Origin of the sequence: Phocaeicola abscessus CCUG 55929, assembly GCF_000312445.1 — a bacterium.
Classification (GTDB): Bacteria; Bacteroidota; Bacteroidia; order Bacteroidales; family Bacteroidaceae; genus Phocaeicola; species Phocaeicola abscessus.
Genome location: NZ_HE997185.1, coordinates 124,719 through 141,987, shown reverse-complemented (window position 1 = coordinate 141,987; position 17,269 = coordinate 124,719). Strand labels below are relative to the sequence as shown.

General features: G+C 47.7%; 15 protein-coding genes. All 15 read left to right on the top strand.

All coding sequences use genetic code 11. The annotated features are described in order from the left end of the window. Positions 1–259: 259 nt before the first annotated feature. Positions 260–1,711, top strand: a complete 1,452-nt coding sequence (locus BN102_RS08610; RefSeq protein ID WP_019208726.1) for a tryptophanase — start codon at positions 260–262, stop codon at positions 1,709–1,711. Between the two features lie 454 nt (positions 1,712–2,165). Continuing rightward, positions 2,166–3,542 carry a C1 family peptidase gene (locus tag BN102_RS08605; RefSeq protein ID WP_019208725.1) on the top strand — a complete coding sequence of 459 codons (1,377 nt, stop codon included), beginning with the start codon at positions 2,166–2,168 and terminating at the stop codon, positions 3,540–3,542. Positions 3,543–3,766: 224 nt separating this feature from the next. Then, positions 3,767–5,116 (top strand): Na(+)-translocating NADH-quinone reductase subunit A, encoded by a 1,350-nt coding sequence (locus BN102_RS08600; protein ID WP_019208724.1) that lies wholly within the window; start codon positions 3,767–3,769, stop codon positions 5,114–5,116. Positions 5,117–5,138: 22 nt separating this feature from the next. After that, positions 5,139–6,326 (top strand): NADH:ubiquinone reductase (Na(+)-transporting) subunit B, encoded by a 1,188-nt coding sequence (locus BN102_RS08595; RefSeq protein WP_019208723.1) that lies wholly within the window; start codon positions 5,139–5,141, stop codon positions 6,324–6,326. Positions 6,327–6,338: 12 nt separating this feature from the next. Next, complete coding sequence (locus tag BN102_RS08590; RefSeq protein WP_019208722.1) at positions 6,339–7,016, top strand: Na(+)-translocating NADH-quinone reductase subunit C; 678 nt, start codon at positions 6,339–6,341, stop codon at positions 7,014–7,016. Between the two features lie 14 nt (positions 7,017–7,030). After that, positions 7,031–7,666 carry an NADH:ubiquinone reductase (Na(+)-transporting) subunit D gene (locus BN102_RS08585; protein WP_019208721.1) on the top strand — a complete coding sequence of 212 codons (636 nt, stop codon included), beginning with the start codon at positions 7,031–7,033 and terminating at the stop codon, positions 7,664–7,666. A gap of 27 nt (positions 7,667–7,693) precedes the next feature. Next, positions 7,694–8,320, top strand: coding sequence for an NADH:ubiquinone reductase (Na(+)-transporting) subunit E (gene nqrE, locus BN102_RS08580; protein WP_019208720.1), 627 nt, complete (start codon positions 7,694–7,696; stop codon positions 8,318–8,320). A 17-nt stretch (positions 8,321–8,337) separates the two neighbouring features. Continuing rightward, positions 8,338–9,612, top strand: coding sequence for an NADH:ubiquinone reductase (Na(+)-transporting) subunit F (gene nqrF / locus BN102_RS08575; RefSeq protein ID WP_019208719.1), 1,275 nt, complete (start codon positions 8,338–8,340; stop codon positions 9,610–9,612). 85 nt (positions 9,613–9,697) lie between these two features. Beyond that, positions 9,698–10,279 (top strand): porin family protein, encoded by a 582-nt coding sequence (locus BN102_RS08570; protein ID WP_019208718.1) that lies wholly within the window; start codon positions 9,698–9,700, stop codon positions 10,277–10,279. 514 nt (positions 10,280–10,793) lie between these two features. Next, positions 10,794–12,113 (top strand): DEAD/DEAH box helicase, encoded by a 1,320-nt coding sequence (locus BN102_RS08565; protein ID WP_019208717.1) that lies wholly within the window; start codon positions 10,794–10,796, stop codon positions 12,111–12,113. Between the two features lie 131 nt (positions 12,114–12,244). After that, on the top strand, positions 12,245–13,321 hold the full coding sequence (gene serC / locus BN102_RS08560; protein WP_019208716.1) for a 3-phosphoserine/phosphohydroxythreonine transaminase: 1,077 nt from the start codon (positions 12,245–12,247) through the stop codon (positions 13,319–13,321). A gap of 11 nt (positions 13,322–13,332) precedes the next feature. Next, positions 13,333–14,253 (top strand): 3-phosphoglycerate dehydrogenase, encoded by a 921-nt coding sequence (locus tag BN102_RS08555; protein WP_019208715.1) that lies wholly within the window; start codon positions 13,333–13,335, stop codon positions 14,251–14,253. Positions 14,254–14,314: 61 nt separating this feature from the next. Continuing rightward, entirely contained in the window at positions 14,315–15,562 is a 1,248-nt protein-coding gene (locus tag BN102_RS08550; protein ID WP_019208714.1) for a DUF1015 domain-containing protein, read from the top strand. A gap of 186 nt (positions 15,563–15,748) precedes the next feature. Further along, positions 15,749–16,666 (top strand): DMT family transporter, encoded by a 918-nt coding sequence (locus tag BN102_RS08545; RefSeq protein WP_019208713.1) that lies wholly within the window; start codon positions 15,749–15,751, stop codon positions 16,664–16,666. A 114-nt stretch (positions 16,667–16,780) separates the two neighbouring features. Continuing rightward, a complete protein-coding gene (locus BN102_RS08540) occupies positions 16,781–17,269 on the top strand; it encodes a 3'-5' exonuclease (RefSeq protein ID WP_021311363.1) in 489 nt (162 codons plus the stop codon).

Below are 17,269 nucleotides of genomic sequence, written 5' to 3'. Positions count from 1 at the left end.
TATCTTTTTCTATTTTTGTGGAAAAAAACCGAAAAATGCTTGAAAAAGTTGTCTGATGCAGCTGGTTTTGTTCTTATCGATCATCGAATCGAAAAATTTCGCCTGGTCTATCTACCTGTTTTATACGAAAATGGGTGATTGTTTCTATTTTTAACAATTTATAACCATTCATCCCTGTTGCTATGTCAATATGAAACTATAATTTTACGAGCAATTACAATTTATAAGGATTTATCTCATTAAAAAGAACAAAAATACAATGACGAGTGTAAAATTTTATAAGCCGGAGGAGCAAGTGCCTTTGGAAATGCACAAAGTGCGGGTCGTACAGAAGCTCTTTCTGCTTCCGGTTGAAGAACGTCTTAAAAAGATCGAAGAAGCGGGTAATAATACATTTTTGCTGCAGAACAGAGACGTATTTATGGACATGATTACGGATTCGGGGGTGAATGCCATGAGCGACAACCAGATTGCTGCCATGTCTATAGCGGATGATTCGTATGCCGGTTCCGAAACGTGCAACCGATTGATTAAGGCTATCGAAGAAGTATTCGGAACGAAATATTTCCTGCCGGCCCATCAGGGACGCGCCTGCGAAAATATCCTCGCTGAGACCTTCGTAAAGCCGGGAATGTTCACCTTGATGAATTTTCATTTTACTACCACCAAGGCCCATATAACTCGAGCGGGAGGCAGCGTGATCGAACTGGTCAGACCGGAAGGAATCGCCCCGCAGAACGATGAACCGTTTAAGGGGAACTTCGATATTCCTCGACTGAAACAAACCATCCAAGAATTGGGCGCCAAGAATATCGCTTTTGTCCGCATCGAAGCGGGAACGAATTTGATTGGCGGCCAACCGGTAAGTTTGGAAAATATGCTGGAAGTGGCCAAGATCTGCAGAAATAACGGTATTCTCAGCATTTTGGATGCGTCGCTTTTGCAGGATAATCTCTATTTTATGAAAACCCGCGAAGAAATGTGCAAATCGATGAGCATTCAGGAGATCATGCATAAACTGGGCGGCGCAATGGATATTATCTATTTCTCCGCGCGAAAACTCGGGTTCGCTCGTGGAGGTGCGATTATTTCCAATAACGAGGATTTTATTTTGAAGATGAAGGAATTCATCCCGCTGTATGAGGGATTCCTTACTTACGGTGGCATGGAAGTTCGCTCGATGGAAGCGATTGCGGTGGGTCTGCGTGAAACCCTGGATATGGAATATATCAGCCAAGGGCCTCGATTCATCGAGTATTTGGTCGACGAACTGGATCGGTACGGCGTTCCGATGATCAAACCCTCCGGCGGCTTGGGTGCCCACGTCAATGCCGGTGAAATGTTGGCTCATATTCCGCAGAGCCAGTATCCGGCGGCGGCGCTCGCCACGGCCTTCTATATCGGCGGCGGAATTCGAGGCATGGAGCGCGGCACGCTTTCCGAACAGCGCAATCCGGATGGAACGGAAAAGTATGCCGATTTGGAGCTGGTTCGTCTGGCCGTCCCTCGCCGCGTATTTACGCTGTCGCAAATTAAATATTGTGCCGACCGCGTAAAATGGGTGTACGACAATCGGGAATTGATAGGGGGCTTGCAATGGATCGACGAACCGAGAGTTTTGCGTTTCTTCTTCGGTCGGCTCAAGCCGGTAGGCGATTGGCAGAAGAAATTGACCGAGAAATTTCAAGTGGATTTCGGGGATTCCAAATAACGTATTCCTGTGATTTGCCTTTCGGATACGTCCCACAATGTAGCTGGATACGTTCCGAATCCCGCTGGCGAGGTTGTTTATTCCGTCGGATAGATGGTACCACCTATTCGGATACGTCCGGAACGTCAAATTTGAGGTTGTCTAACCTCAACGGGCAGGTTGTCCGACGTATCCGGCGAGGTTCGGAACGTCGACGGACAGGTTCCCCAACGTATCCGACGGGATTCGGGACGTCGAATTTGAGGTTGCCTAACCTCAACGGATCTATCTTCGATCTCGTCGGAACGTTTGGCGATAGCGCAGGGTGGCCAGTGAGTATGCTGCCCGCAATGGTACCGACAATAATTGTAGCGGTGTTGACAATCGTTCCGATCATAGCTGTAATTTTTGAGAACAAAATTAATATTTTGGGCGAAAATATATCGTATATTTGTCGTGAATAAAATTCGTTGATATGAAGAAATATGCACTCTTCGCATGGATATTTTTGAGCGTTTCGACTGTCGAAGCGCAAGAGGGCGGCATTTCATCCGAAATGCTGAACCGGATTAAACAGAGTTATCAACCCACTCCCGAAATGAAAGCGATTCGTAATGCCTTGGGTGCTAACAGCATCGATCAGCTGGCGCTCAATCAGGAAAATCAGGCCGCCTTCGACACGCACTTTTCCCATAAGGTGCATTCGAAAGGCATCACCAATCAGAAATCTTCGGGACGTTGTTGGCTCTTTACCGGACTCAATGTGCTTCGCGCACAGATGATCAACCGGTATCAGTTGGACGAGATGGAGTTCTCGCAGAATTATCTCTTTTTCTACGATCAGTTGGAAAAGGCCAATCTCTTTCTCCAAAGCATCATCGATACGGCGGACAAACCAATGGACGACAAGACCGTCGATTGGCTCTTTCAGCATCCTTTAAGCGATGGCGGCCAGTTTACCGGCGTAGCGGATCTGATCGATAAATACGGCATCGTTCCCAAAAGTGCGATGCCGGAAACATTCAGCAGCGACAATACGAACAAGATGCGAAGTTTAATCGCCTTGAAACTCAAGGAAGACGGTTTGCTCTTGCGCGAAGCGATGGCCAGCGGAGCAAGCAAAACGGATGTAGAGCAACGAAAGACACAAATGTTGGGAACGGTTTATCGCATGCTGGCCATTACTTTGGGCGAACCCGTCCAACGTTTTGCATGGAGGTTGAAAGACGACTCCGAGAAGGAATACACGCCTTTGTCGTTTTACCGAGAGTTTTTAGGCAATGACTTAAAACACGACTACGTGATGTTGATGAACGATCCCAGTCGCGAATATTATCGATGTTACGAAATAGAATACGACCGCCATGTGTACGATGGCCGGAACTGGACCTATGTCAATCTGCCCGTCGAAGCGATTAAAGAAATAGCGATTGCCTCCATCAAAGACAGTACGATGCTGTATTTTTCGTGCGACGTGGGCAAGTTCATGGATAGCAAACGAGGATTGCTGGACGTACGGAACTATGATTATGTTTCGTTGATGGGAACGACATTCAATATGAATAAGAAACAGCGTATTCAGACCTATGCCAGTATGAGCAGCCATGCCATGACGTTGATGGCCGTCGACATCGATGAGCGAGGGAAAGTAAAGAAATGGATGGTGGAAAACAGCTGGGGACCGACGAGCGGTTATCAGGGACATCTGATCATGACCGACGAGTGGTTTGACGAATACATGTTTCGCTTGGTTGCCGACCGGAAATATGTTCCTGCAAAGATTCGGGAGATATTGAAACAAAAGCCCATCAGGTTGCCGGCCTGGGACCCCATGTTTCTGCAAGACGAGTAAATAGGACGGGGAATTCCGCTTTCCCTGCGAAGGTGTGTCCAGACTTTTATTCCGACACACCCTCATAGAAATGTGGAGAGAAAGTTTGGGACATGTTACGGGGCGAAGAGCGTGCGTGAAAGAAATAGTCGGAATTCGACAGAATAACTTCCCAAACTTTCTTTTTCTATTAATTTTTATCTACTTTTGCAGCGTTAAATGGAAATCATCTTTTTTAACTAAATATGGCAAATGTGATTAAATTACACAAAGGCCTTGACATTAACTTGAAGGGGAAGCCCGCAGAGGAGTTGTTAGAAGTGAAAATTCCCGAAACGTATGCATTGGTTCCGGACGATTTTCACGGAATAATTCCCAAGGTGGTGGTAAAAGAGCAAGATTATGTGAAGGCGGGGGATACTTTGTTCGTCGACAAGAAGCATCCCGAAGTGAAGTTTGTCTCTCCCGTTAGCGGTGTGGTGACTAACGTGACCAGAGGCGAACGACGAAAAGTATTGAACATCTCGGTGGCTGCCTCGAAAGAACAGGACTACGTGGATTTCGGTCGAAAAGAGGTCTCGAAAATGAATGGAGAGGAAGTGAAAACCGCGTTGCTCGAATCGGGACTTTTCGCGTTTTTCATAGAACGCCCGTATGCGGTGGTGGCCGACCCGACTGCAAAGGTGAAAGCTATTTTTGTCTCCGCATTCGACAAGCATCCGCTGGCAGCGAATTTCGAATTCGTTCTGCAAGGCCAGGAAAATGATTTCCAAACAGGTTTGAATGCGTTGGCCAAGTTAGCCAAAACTTATTTGAATATTTGCGTGAGCCAGAAAACTTCGGCTTTGACGAACGCGCAGCAAGTAACGGTTACCGCCTTCGACGGTCCCAATCCTGCCGGTAATGCAGGCGTTCAGATCAATCATATCAGTCCGATCAACAAAGGCGAGACCGTTTGGACATTGGGGGCGGAAGAAGTGATTTTCATCGGACGCCTATTTAACACGGGACGAGTAGACTTTACGCGAACCGTTGCGTTGACGGGTTCGGAAGTCGTAAAGCCTGCCTACTGTAAACTGAAGGTCGGCGCTCAATTGTCGGGAATCTTTAAAGGGAAGGTTTCTACCGACAAAAAATTGCGATATATCAGCGGCAATGTATTGACGGGCAAGAAGATTCCCGCCGACGGTTTCCTCGGGGCTCATGCCACCAGCTTGACGGTCATCCCCGAAGGTGATAAGGAGGATGAATTTTTAGGATTCATCATGCCGCGCTGCAATCAGTTCAGCGTGAACCGCAGTTATTTCAGCTGGTTGCAGGGCAAGAAAGAATATACGCTCGACGCCCGTATCAAAGGCGGTGAAAGACATCTGATCATGTCGGGAGAGTACGACCGTGTATTTCCTATGGACATTTATCCCGAATATCTGATCAAAGCCATCCTTGCGGGCGATATCGACCGTATGGAAGCCTTAGGCATTTATGAAGTCGCTCCGGAAGACTTTGCACTTTGTGAGTTCGTCGATTCCAGCAAATTGGAAGTGCAGCGTATCGTTCGCCAAGGTCTCGATATGCTTCGGAAAGAGTTGTGCTAAGTCCCATAAAAAAGAAAGATTAATGAAAGCGTTAAGAAATTATTTTGACAAGATAAAGCCTGATTTCGAAGAGGGCGGAAAATACCATGCTTTCCGTTCGGTATACGAAGGATTCGAATCCTTTCTGTTCGTACCGAACGCCACTTCGAGATCGGGTGTCCACATCCACGATTCGATAGACAGCAAACGAATCATGTCGATGGTGGTGATAGCGTTGATACCGGCTATGCTGTTCGGTATGTACAACGTAGGATATCAGCATTTCAGGGCTATCGGTCAGTTGGATGCCGGGTTCTGGCCCTTGTTCGGTTACGGTTTTTTGGCGGTATTGCCGAAGATCCTCGTCTCCTATGTGGTCGGTTTGGGTATCGAGTTCGTGGCCGCCCAATGGAAGCACGAAGAAATTCAGGAAGGTTACTTGGTAACGGGGTTGTTGGTTCCGTTGATTGTTCCTGTGGAATGTCCTTTGTGGATCATCGCTGTGGCGGTGGCCTTTTCCGTCGTTTTCTGCAAGGAAGTGTTCGGCGGCACGGGAATGAATATCTTCAATCCGGCATTAGTCGCTCGGGCATTCATGTTTTTTGCCTATCCGACGACGATGTCCGGCGACGCGGTTTGGGTAGCCAAAGAAGCTATTTTCGGAATAGGCGCCGGCCATGTCGTCGACGGTTTTTCCGGCGCCACAGCGCTGGGGCAAGCCGCCACGACCGCTTCGGCAACCGGTTTCCCGGCATTCCATATGGATATGGTGACGGGATTGATTCCCGGTTCGATAGGCGAGACGAGTGTCATCGCCATTCTTTTGGGCGCCGTCCTCTTATTATGGACGGGCGTTGCAAGTTGGAAGACGATGCTTTCCGTGTTCGTCGGCGGGGCATTGGTGGGCATTCTTTTCAATGCGATCGGGCCGGATACGGCCGTCGCCCGCATGCCTTGGTACGAACATCTTTGTTTAGGCGGTTTCTGCTTCGGTGCAGTATTCATGGCGACGGATCCGGTCACCTCTGCCCGGACGGAGACCGGCAAATACTGGTACGGATTCCTTATCGGGGGGATGGCCATTGTCATTCGAGTGTTGAATCCCGGTTTCCCGGAGGGTATGATGCTCGCTATTTTGTTGATGAACGTATTCGCGCCGCTGATCGATCACTTTGTCATTCAGCGCAACATCAATCGCCGTGCAAAACGTGCGATAAAGTTTAATAATTAATGCCTACGGAAAATGAATACGAACAGTAACAGATATACTATCATCTATGCTTCGGTAATGGTTGTTATCGTGGCATTCCTGCTGGCATTCGTGAGCTCAGCGCTGAAATCGAAACAGGATAAGAATATGGAGCTGGATACCAAAAAGCAGATCCTTTCGGCGCTCAACGTCCGGAACGTGAAGAATGCCGAGGAAGCCTATAGTCAATATGTAAAAGCCGATATGCTATTGAACCGAGACGGTACGTTGGTCGAAAACGACGAAGCTTTTTCGACTGCCTACGAAAAGGAAGCGAAGGAGAGAGGGCGCTTGCATATCTTTGTGGCGCAAGTCGAGGGTTCGACCAAATATATATTCCCCGTTTACGGAGCGGGGCTTTGGGGAGCCGTCTGGGGATACGTCGCCCTGAATGACGACAAAGATACCGTTTACGGTACCTATTTCTCGCATACCAGCGAAACGCCGGGCTTAGGCGCGGAAATTGCCACGGAACATTTCCAAAATGAGTTTAGGAGCAAGAAAGTGTTGAACAACGGCGAAGTGGCCTTAAGCGTGGTCAAACATGGACGCATTCAAGATGCCGACCATGAGGTTGACGGCATTTCCGGCGGTACTATAACGTCCAACGGCGTCGATACCATGCTGAAGACCTGCTTAGAGAATTACAAGGTTTTTTTAAATAATAAATAAGGAGGATTCGGAATATGACAACATTATTTTCCAAAAAGAATAAAGAAATATTCATCTCTCCCCTTGGCATGAACAACCCGGTAACGGTGCAGGTATTGGGGATATGTTCCGCATTGGCTGTAACTTCCAAATTAGAGCCTGCCGTTGTAATGGGGCTTTCGGTAACCGTGATCACTGCTTTCAGCAATTTGGTCATTTCGTTGATTCGCAAAACCATTCCGAACCGTATCCGTATCATCGTTCAGTTGGTGGTGGTGGCTGCCTTGGTGACGGTGGTCAGCGAGATCCTGAAAGCGTATGCCTACGATGTGAGCGTTCAGCTCTCGGTTTACGTCGGTTTGATCATTACGAACTGTATCCTGATGGGGCGTCTGGAAGCATTCGCCATGCAGAACGGCCCTTGGGAATCGTTCCTTGACGGGGTGGGCAACGGTTTAGGCTATGCGAAGATTTTGGTGATTGTCGCCTTTTTTCGCGAACTGTTGGGGTCGGGAACCTTGTTAGGGTTCAATTTGCTGAATTACGATGCGCTGAATCACATCGGCTATCTGAACAACGGGTTGATGCTTATGCCTCCGATGGCGTTGTTCATCGTAGGCTGCATCATCTGGTATCAACGTGCTCGTCATAAAGAATTGCAGGAAGAGTAATTCTACATGCTAAAATAAAACAGAATTATGGAACATTTTTTTAGTTTGATCGTCCGCTCCGTTTTCGTGGACAATATGATATTCGCTTTCTTCTTAGGTATGTGTTCGTACCTGGCTGTTTCGAAGACGGTACAAACAGCTTTGGGATTGGGAGCGGCAGTAACTTTTGTGATGGTGGTCACGCTTCCCGTCAACTATTTGCTTCAGACGAAAGTCTTGGCGGAAGGTGCGCTGGTAGACGGCGTCGATCTGAGTTTTCTCAGCTTCATTCTCTTCATTGCCGTTATCGCCGGTATCGTTCAGTTGGTCGAAATGTTTGTAGAACGTTTCAGTCCTTCGCTTTACAATTCATTGGGTATTTTCCTTCCCTTGATTGCCGTTAACTGCGCCATTATGGGCCTCTCGCTGTTTATGCAGCAACGCATCGGTTTGGGCGAATCCGATCCGAAGTATATCGGCGATATAGGAGATGCATTCGCATACGCTATCGGTTCGGGCATCGGTTGGTTGCTGGCCATCGTAGGGTTGGCCGCTATCCGCGAGAAGATGGCCTATTCCAACGTTCCCACTCCGTTGAAAGGGTTGGGTATTACGTTTATCACGGTAGGTTTGATGGCGATGGCGTTTATGTGTTTCTCTGGTTTGAATTTGTAAAGAAAGGACTATAGACAATGAATACAGGTTTGATCATAGCGAGCATTGCGGTATTTCTTATCGTGATACTTTTGCTGGTAACGATGCTGTTGGTCGCCAAGTATTATTTGGTGCCTTCAGGCAACGTGAAGATTTCGATTAACGGCGGAGATAAAATATTGGATGTAGAATCGGGCAACTCCTTGTTGAATACGTTGGTGACCAACGGGGTGCATCTGCCATCGGCCTGCGGCGGGAAGGGCTCGTGCGGACAGTGCAAGGTCCAGGTGATGGCAGGCGGCGGATCGATCCTGCCTTCCGAAATCTCTCACTTTACTCGCAAACAGCAGCAAGACCATTGGCGTCTCGGCTGTCAGATAAAAGTGAAGAACAATTTGGATATCAAAGTGCCCGAATCGGTGTTGGGCGTGAAAGAATGGGAGTGTACCGTCCTCTCCAATAAAAACGTATCGAGCTTTATCAAAGAATTCAAGGTGGCCTTACCGCCGGGCGAGCACATGGATTTCGTTCCCGGCTCGTATGCGCAGATCCGCATTCCGAAATATGCTTGCATCGATTACGATAAAGATTTCGATAAGCACGACATCGGTTCCGAATACCTGCCGACATGGGAAAAATACAATATCTTCTCTTTGAAAGCCCATAACCCGGAAGATACCATCCGCGCTTACTCGATGGCCAATTATCCGGCGGAAGGCGACGTGATTATGCTGACTGTCCGCATTGCCACGACGCCTTTCAAACCGCGCCCACAAGTCGGCTTCCAGGAGGTACCTACCGGTATCGCTTCCTCGTACATCTTCTCCTGCAAACCCGGCGACAAGGTGATGATGAGCGGCCCTTACGGCGACTTCCATCCCGTTTTCGATTCCAAGAAAGAGATGATCTGGGTAGGCGGCGGTGCCGGCATGGCTCCTTTGCGTTCGCAGATCATGCACATGCTGAAGACCTTGCATACGCGCGACCGGCAGATGCATTACTTCTACGGTGCCCGTTCCTTGAGCGAAGCATTCTTCTTGGACGATTTCCATGCTTTGGAAAAAGAATATGCCAACTTCCACTTCCATCTGGCGCTCGACCGCCCGGATCCGAAGGCCGATGAAGCAGGTGTCCCCTACACGGCGGGATTCGTGCATCAGGTGATGTACAATACGTATCTGAAAGATCACGAAGCGCCGGAGGATATCGAATACTATATGTGCGGCCCCGGCCCGATGTCGAAGGCTGTGCAGGAAATGTTGTACGGCTTGGGGGTCGAACCCGAATCGATCATGTTCGACGATTTCGGTTGATCGGCATCGCGAGTACTCGTATAACGAATAATAAGCGGGCGAGGAGTAAAGCTTCACCCTATGTGTAATTTAAAAACAAACAAAGATGAAAAAAGTTTTATTAGTAGCGGTAATGATGTTGGCTTCCGTATCGACGTTCGCCCAACACGTCGTAGGTTCAGTGACCATCCAACCGAAGTTGGGTATGAACATCGCTTCTATGACCAGTGCGGACGATACCGACGTGCGTATCGGTGCCGTGCTCGGCGCCGAATTCGAATATCAGCTGGCCGAGAAGATCAGTTTCTCGGCAGGCGCTCTCTATTCCATGCAAGGCATCCGGGCGTCGGAAGACGGTGTCAAGGGTACGTTGAAACTGGATTATATCAACGTCCCTATTTTGGTTAATATGTATGTGGCAAAAGATTTTGCATTGAAAATAGGTTTTCAACCGGGCTTCAACGTCAACAATTCCGTCAAGGCGAAAGTCGGCGGCATAACGGCTACGGCCGATAATCCGATAGATGCCAAGACCCTCGATTTGTCCATCCCCGTAGGCGCTTCGTATGAATTCAATAACATCGTCATCGATGCGCGCTATAACTGGGGACTGACCAAGGTCTTCGACGGCGCTGATCCCAAGAACAGCGTATTCCAGTTTACCGTCGGTTATAAGTTCAGCTTGTAATCGATCCGTTTCGACAGGCTCCTTCCTTACCGTCGCGTGAGGGAGGAGTTTTTTTATGCCGAAAAATAACCGAGATCGGATTTTAACTCCCGTCGATCGGCTCGATAACACCTAAAACGAATTTTAGCTCTCGCCGAGCGGCTCGACGGTGCCTAAAACGGATTTTAGCTTCCGCTGAGCGGCTCGACAGCACCTAAAACGGATTTTAGCTCTCGCTGAGCGGCTCGACGGTGCCTAAAACGAATTTTATCTCTCGCCGAGCGGCTCGATAGCACCTAAAACGGATTTTAGCTCTCGCTGAGCGGCTCGATAACACCTAAAACGAATTTTAGCTCTCGCCGAGCGGCTCGACAGCGCCTAAAACGGATTTTAACTCCCGCCGAGCGGCTCGACAGCGCCTAAAACGGATTTTAACTCCCGCCGAGCGGCTCGGCGGCAATAATATTTCCGCCGTATACCTTGTTTTTTCAACGGATTCGAAATTATATCGTATCTTTGCGCAAAATTTTATTCCATGACGGATATACGAAACATATTGGATCGTTTGAACGTAAAAGAATTGAACGCCATGCAATTGGCTTCGATGGATGCCTGGAGCAAGGGGAAGGATCTGATATTGCTTTCGCCCACCGGTTCGGGCAAGACGTTGGCTTACCTCCTGCCGCTGTTACATACGTTGCAGGAGGGTGCGGAAGGCGTGCAGGCCGTCGTATTGCTTCCTTCGCGGGAGTTGGCCTTACAGACCGATCGGGTGTTTAAGGCTATGCATACGCCTTTTGCTTCGGTCTGCTGCCACGGTGGTCGCCCGACTATGGACGAGCACCGGACGATAACGAGCGTGAAACCCTCGATCCTCTTCGCCACACCGGGGAGAATGAACGATCACCTGTCGAAGCGCAATTTCGATGCGGAGACCGTAACGACTTTGGTCATCGACGAATTCGACAAGTGCCTGGAATTAGGTTTTCAGGAAGAGATGTCGGAAGTCATCGGTCGGTTGCCCCGTCTGCAACGGCGATTCCTGCTTTCGGCGACAAATGCGAAAGAAATCCCCCTGTTTACAGGGATGGGAAAAACCATCCAGCTCAATTTCCTCAATCCCGCCGAACGGATTCCTGATCGTATCCTATTGTATAAAGTATCGTCGCCCGCAAAAGACAAACTGGAAACCTTATATAAATTGCTTTGCTGCTTAGGCAATCGATCCACCCTCGTCTTCTGCAATTATCGAGAAAGCGTAGAGCGCGTAGGGGACTATCTCCGCTCGAAGAAGTTCCCCTGCGGAATCTTTCATGGCGGTATGGAACAGGACGATCGAGAAAGAGCCTTGTATAAATTTCGCAACGGAAGCTGCCCCGTATTGATCGCTACGGATTTGGCCGCCCGAGGCTTGGATATCCGGGAGATCCGGCACATCGTGCATTATCATCTGCCTGCAGACGAAGACGGATACATTCATCGCAACGGCCGAACGGCGCGTTGGGATGCCGAAGGCGAAGCATACCTGATCGTAGGCCCGGAGGAATCCGTTCCCATCTACATTCGCGAAGAGCCGGAACTGTTCGAACTGCCCGAGGCGCTCCCCGAACCCGTACAACCCGTTTACGCTACGCTCTATATCGGCAAAGGGAAAAAGGATAAAATCAATAAGGTCGACGTCGTCGGCTTCCTTTGCAAAAAAGGAAATCTGAAACGAGACGACATCGGAACGATCGACGTAAAGGATCATTATTGTTTCGTCGCTATCCTTCGCAAAAAGTTAATACAGACATTGAATTTGATCCAAAACGAAAAGATAAAAGGCGTTAAAGCCCTTATCGAGGCGGCAAAATAATTTCATTTTGTCAAATACGTCTTCAAATTATGCTAAAAAAATTGCTTTTTTTCTTGCCGTTCGGAAATTAAATGTCTATATTCGCCGAAGTAAGTATTGAACCTATTGTTTAACTAAAAAACAAAGTAAAAATGAAGAAGCATAATTTTAATGCAGGACCATCTATTCTTCCGCACGAAACTGTTGAGAATACGGCGAAAGCCATTCTGGATTTCAATCATTCGGGGCTGTCTATCATGGAGATCAGCCATCGCCATAAAGATTTTCAGGCCGTTATGGACGAAGCGGAAGCATTGTTTAAAGAAATACTGGACATCCCCGAAGGATATTCCGTATTATTCCTGGGCGGAGGGGCGAGCCTCGAGTTCTGTATGGTGCCGTATAACTTCATGGAGAAGAAAGCTGCTTATTTGAACACCGGCACGTGGGCCAACAAGGCGGAAAAAGAAGCCAAAGGCTTGGCTTTCGGTGAGGTGGTGGAGGTCGCTTCTTCCAAAGCGGACAATTATGTGTACATCCCTAAAGGCTACACTGTCCCTGCGGATGCGGATTATTTCCATTATACCACTAACAATACGATTTACGGCACGGAAATCCATCACGATTTGGAGGTGAACGTGCCGATGGTGGCGGATATGTCGTCCGATATTTTCTCTCGCCCGGTAGACGTGTCCAAGTACATTTGCATCTACGGCGGCGCGCAGAAGAATTTAGCTCCGGCAGGCGTTACCTTCGTGATCGTGAAGAACGATGCGTTGGGCAAAGTATCTCATTACATTCCTACCATGCTGGATTATCGTACGCATGTGGAAAAAGGATCCATGTTCAATACTCCTCCCGTAGTGCCTATTTACGGGGCATTGATGACTTTGCGCTGGTTGAAGGCCCAAGGAGGCGTAAAGGAGATGCAACGTCGCGCGAAGGAACGTGCGGAAATGCTTTACGGCGAAATCGACCGGAACAGGTTGTTCCGCGGAACAGTCACCTGCGAAGAAGATCGTTCGTATATGAATATTTGCTTCATCATGAAAGATGAATATAAGGATCTGGAACCCGAGTTCGCTGCATTCGCTGCAGAACACGGCATGGTGGGGGTAAAGGGACATCGATCGGTAGGAGGCTTCCGTGCATCTTGCTATAATGCATTGCCGAAAGAAAGCGTTCAGGCGCTGATCGATTGCATGCAGGAATTCGAAAGGAAACATTAAAGCTAATTACTATGAAAATATTGATTGCAACTCAGAAACCGTTTGCCAAAGTAGCCGTCGACGGTATTCGCAAAGTCATTGATCAGGCCGGCTACGAATTGGTTTTGTTGGAAAAATATGAAACGAAAGCCCAATTATTGAAGGCAGTCGAAGATGTAAACGCCGTAATCATCCGGAGCGATGTCATCGACAAAGAAGTATTCGATGCCGCTAAGAATTTGAAAATTGTAGTGCGCGCCGGTGCGGGGTACGATAATGTCGACTTGGAAGCTGCTACTGCTCATCGCGTTTGCGTCATGAACACGCCGGGACAGAACGCGAATGCGGTGGCCGAATTGGTATTCGGATTGATGGTGATGGCCGCCCGCAACTTCTATAACGGCAAATCGGGCACGGAGCTGATGGGGAAGAAATTAGGCATTCTCGCATTCGGAAATGTCGGGCGTAACGTCGCCCGTATCGCCGAAGGGTTTGGAATGGACATCTATGCTTACGATGCTTATTGTCCTAAAGAAGCTATCGAAGAAGCGAACGTCCATGCCCTCGATTCTACCGAAGCGTTGTTCGAAACGTGCGATATCGTTTCCCTGCATATCCCTGCTACGCCGGAGACGAAAGAATCGATCAACTATGCGTTGGTTAACAAATTGCCGAAAGGCGGTATCCTGTTGAATACCGCTCGAAAAGAAGTGATTGACGAACCGGGACTGATCCAACTGATGACCGAACGTGAAGATTTGAAATATGTGACCGATATTATGCCTGCGGCCGACGCTGCGTTTAAAGAGAAATTTGCCGGTCGTTATTTCTCCACGCCGAAGAAAATGGGAGCTCAAACCGCAGAAGCGAATATCAATGCCGGATTGGCCGCCGCACACCAGATTGTCGGCTTTCTCAAAGAAGGCAATGAGAAGTTTAGAGTGAATAAATAATCCGTTTCATTTGCCATTTTTCTTATCTGAAAATGGCAAATGTGATATTACCTTAGATGATATGGCAATAGTAAAACCTTTCAAAGGGCTGCGTCCACCTCAAAACTTGGTGGAGCAGGTCGTTTCAAGACCTTACGATGTACTTGAATCGGATGAAGCGCGAAAAGAATGCGAAGGGAATGAGAAATCTCTTTATCATATCATAAAGCCCGAAATCGATTTTCCTCAAGGGACGGCGGAAGACGATCCCAGAGTTTATGAAAAGGCTGCGGAGAACTTTAAAAAATTTCAGAAGGAAGGTTGGTTGGTGCAAGATAAAAAAGAATGCTATTATGTCTATGCGCAGACCATGAATGGTAAAACGCAATACGGCCTCGTCGTCGGTGCTTATGTGCCCGACTACCTCAATGGGGTTATCAAAAAGCATGAGTTGACTCGCCGCGATAAGGAAGAGGATCGAATGAAACATGTTCGCATCAACAATGCGAATATCGAACCGGTATTCTTCGCTTATCCGGATAACGCGGTACTGGATGCTATGGTGGCTAAGAATACGGTAGATGAACCCGTTTACGACTTCACTGCGAAAGATGACGGATTTCGCCATCGCTTTTGGATTATCGATAACGAGAAAGATATCCGTACCATTACGGAAGCATTCGCCCAAATTCCTTCGATGTATATCGCCGACGGACACCACCGTTCTGCAGCCGCAGCATTGATCGGCGCAGAGAAAGCCAAGCAGCATCCGAGTCATAAAGGTGATGAGGAATATAATTATTTTATGGCTGTCTGTTTCCCCGCCAATCAGTTAACCGTCATCGACTATAATCGAGTGGTGAAGGATCTGAACGGGTTGACTCCCGAAGAGTTTCTCGAGGCTGTAAGCAAACACTTTGACGTAGAGATGAAAGGAACGGAAATCTACAAACCGGATAAATTGCACGATTTCGCACTGTATCTGGAAGGGAAGTGGTACCGTCTGACGGCTAAAAAGGGTACCTATGACGATGACGACCCCATCGGAGTATTGGATGTAACGATCTCTTCGAAATATATCTTGGACGAAATTCTCGGCATAAAGGATCTTCGTTCGGATAAGCGAATTGATTTCGTCGGAGGTATTCGCGGTCTGATCGAGTTGAAACGTAGGGTGGACAGTGGCGAGATGAAAGTCGCTCTTGCTTTATATCCGGTCTCGATGAAACAGATTATGGATATCGCTGATAGCGGAAAAATCATGCCTCCCAAGACGACCTGGTTCGAACCGAAACTTCGATCCGGTTTGGTTATTCATAAACTGAATTGATTTTTATTCGGATTCTTTCGTTTTATATAAAGAATAATTAGATAAGCGGCTGTATCGAAATGAACGTTTCGGCACAGTCGTTTTATTTTGTACATAACCATTTAAAATAGATAAATAAAATTGTTATCTTTTGCTTTATCGCTGTGAAAGCACTACTTTTGCGCAACTTTTTCAGAAAGGACGAAGATGAGTAATAAAGCAAAAGGGATTATTTGGGGAACTGTATCTGCTGCCAGTTATGGACTCAATCCCCTGTTTGCACTTCCGCTTTACAGCGGAGGATTGAATGCGGATAGCGTTTTGCTTTTCCGTTACGGGTTAGCCATGATTCTCTTGGGAATCATGATGAAATGTAAGGGCGAATCATTTTCTTTGAAACATGACGAAATGATTCCTTTAATCGTCATGGGATTACTCTTCTCCGTCTCTTCTTTAGCGCTTTTTACCAGCTATACTTATATGGACGCGGGGATAGCATCGACGATTTTGTTCGTTTATCCCATTATGGTCGCCGTATTGATGAGGGTTTTCTTTAAGGAAAGAGTATCGCCGGTCGGTTGGTCGTCGCTGTCGGTCGCTATCTTGGGTATCATGCTGTTGGGGAAGACAAGCAACGGTCAACCTATCAGCATGTTTGGCGTGATGTTGGTGATGATATCTTCGCTCTCGTACGCCGTCTATATGATCGGTATAAACCGTTCGATACTGAGGGCGATGCCTGTCTATAAACTGAACTTCTATGTGTTGTCGGTCGGTTCGTTTGTCTTTGCTCTCCGAACTCTTTTTACGACAGGCTTGCAAGTGCCTCCGACACCGTTTTATTGGTTGTGTGCCGCAGGAATAGCTCTTTTTCCGACTATCGTTTCGCTTGTCGCCTTAACGAAGGCCATACACCATGTGGGGTCGACGAATACGGCTATTTTAGGAGCTTTAGAGCCATTGACAGCCATTTTCTTCGGCATCTTGGTTTTTCATGAGCACCTCACGTTCCGGATTTCCGTCGGAATCGTGTTGATTCTTACTGCCGTGTCGATTATTATCAGTGAAAAGACGATCTCGGCACATTTAAAACTTTTGTTTCATCGCAGACAGGCCTTGCATTAAGGCAGATTTTTCCAGGTTTCGTTGGAGATAAGCCGATTCTCTTTTACCTTTGTCGAACAATGATTGAATGAATCTGTCGATATGCGTGGAGCGTTTGGAAACAAGCCTGATTATATGAAAGATTTCGCAGCGATTGATTTCGAAACCGCCAACAATTATCCATCGAGCGTTTGCAGCATCGGAGTGGTGGTCTATCGGGGAGGAGAGAAAGTCGATGAATTCTATAGCCTTATCCATCCCGAGCCGGATTATTTTCTGTATTGGAATATGAAAGTTCACGGACTGACACAGGCCGACACACAACATGCTCCCCTCTTTCCAACGGTGTGGGAACGGATTAAACCGAAGATCGAAGGACTTCCTTTGGTGGCTCACAATAAAGCTTTCGACGAACGGTGCTTAAAGGCTGTATTCAAAACGTACGGCATGGACTATCCGAACTATCCTTTTTATTGTACGTATCAGGCTTCGCGAAAGATAAGAGAATTGGAAAATCATCAGTTGCAAACGGTAGCCGCATATTTCGGATATGATCTTTCCGGTCACCATCACGCATTGAGCGATGCAACTGCCTGTTCGTGGATTGCTAAACACTTATTGTAG

What these genes read in the sequence shown, in the direction of transcription:
- BN102_RS08555 (WP_019208715.1), top strand. Translation starts at nt 13,333, where the DNA reads ATGAAAATATTGATTGCAACTCAGAAACCGTTTGCCAAAGTAGCCGTC.
- BN102_RS08565 (WP_019208717.1), top strand. Translation starts at nt 10,794, where the DNA reads ATGACGGATATACGAAACATATTGGATCGTTTGAACGTAAAAGAATTG.
- BN102_RS08610 (WP_019208726.1), top strand. Translation starts at nt 260, where the DNA reads ATGACGAGTGTAAAATTTTATAAGCCGGAGGAGCAAGTGCCTTTGGAA.
- BN102_RS08540 (WP_021311363.1), top strand. Translation starts at nt 16,781, where the DNA reads ATGAAAGATTTCGCAGCGATTGATTTCGAAACCGCCAACAATTATCCA.
- nqrF (WP_019208719.1), top strand. Translation starts at nt 8,338, where the DNA reads ATGAATACAGGTTTGATCATAGCGAGCATTGCGGTATTTCTTATCGTG.
- BN102_RS08570 (WP_019208718.1), top strand. Translation starts at nt 9,698, where the DNA reads ATGAAAAAAGTTTTATTAGTAGCGGTAATGATGTTGGCTTCCGTATCG.
- BN102_RS08550 (WP_019208714.1), top strand. Translation starts at nt 14,315, where the DNA reads ATGGCAATAGTAAAACCTTTCAAAGGGCTGCGTCCACCTCAAAACTTG.
- BN102_RS08590 (WP_019208722.1), top strand. Translation starts at nt 6,339, where the DNA reads ATGAATACGAACAGTAACAGATATACTATCATCTATGCTTCGGTAATG.
- nqrE (WP_019208720.1), top strand. Translation starts at nt 7,694, where the DNA reads ATGGAACATTTTTTTAGTTTGATCGTCCGCTCCGTTTTCGTGGACAAT.
- BN102_RS08545 (WP_019208713.1), top strand. Translation starts at nt 15,749, where the DNA reads ATGAGTAATAAAGCAAAAGGGATTATTTGGGGAACTGTATCTGCTGCC.
- BN102_RS08595 (WP_019208723.1), top strand. Translation starts at nt 5,139, where the DNA reads ATGAAAGCGTTAAGAAATTATTTTGACAAGATAAAGCCTGATTTCGAA.
- BN102_RS08585 (WP_019208721.1), top strand. Translation starts at nt 7,031, where the DNA reads ATGACAACATTATTTTCCAAAAAGAATAAAGAAATATTCATCTCTCCC.
- BN102_RS08600 (WP_019208724.1), top strand. Translation starts at nt 3,767, where the DNA reads ATGGCAAATGTGATTAAATTACACAAAGGCCTTGACATTAACTTGAAG.
- serC (WP_019208716.1), top strand. Translation starts at nt 12,245, where the DNA reads ATGAAGAAGCATAATTTTAATGCAGGACCATCTATTCTTCCGCACGAA.
- BN102_RS08605 (WP_019208725.1), top strand. Translation starts at nt 2,166, where the DNA reads ATGAAGAAATATGCACTCTTCGCATGGATATTTTTGAGCGTTTCGACT.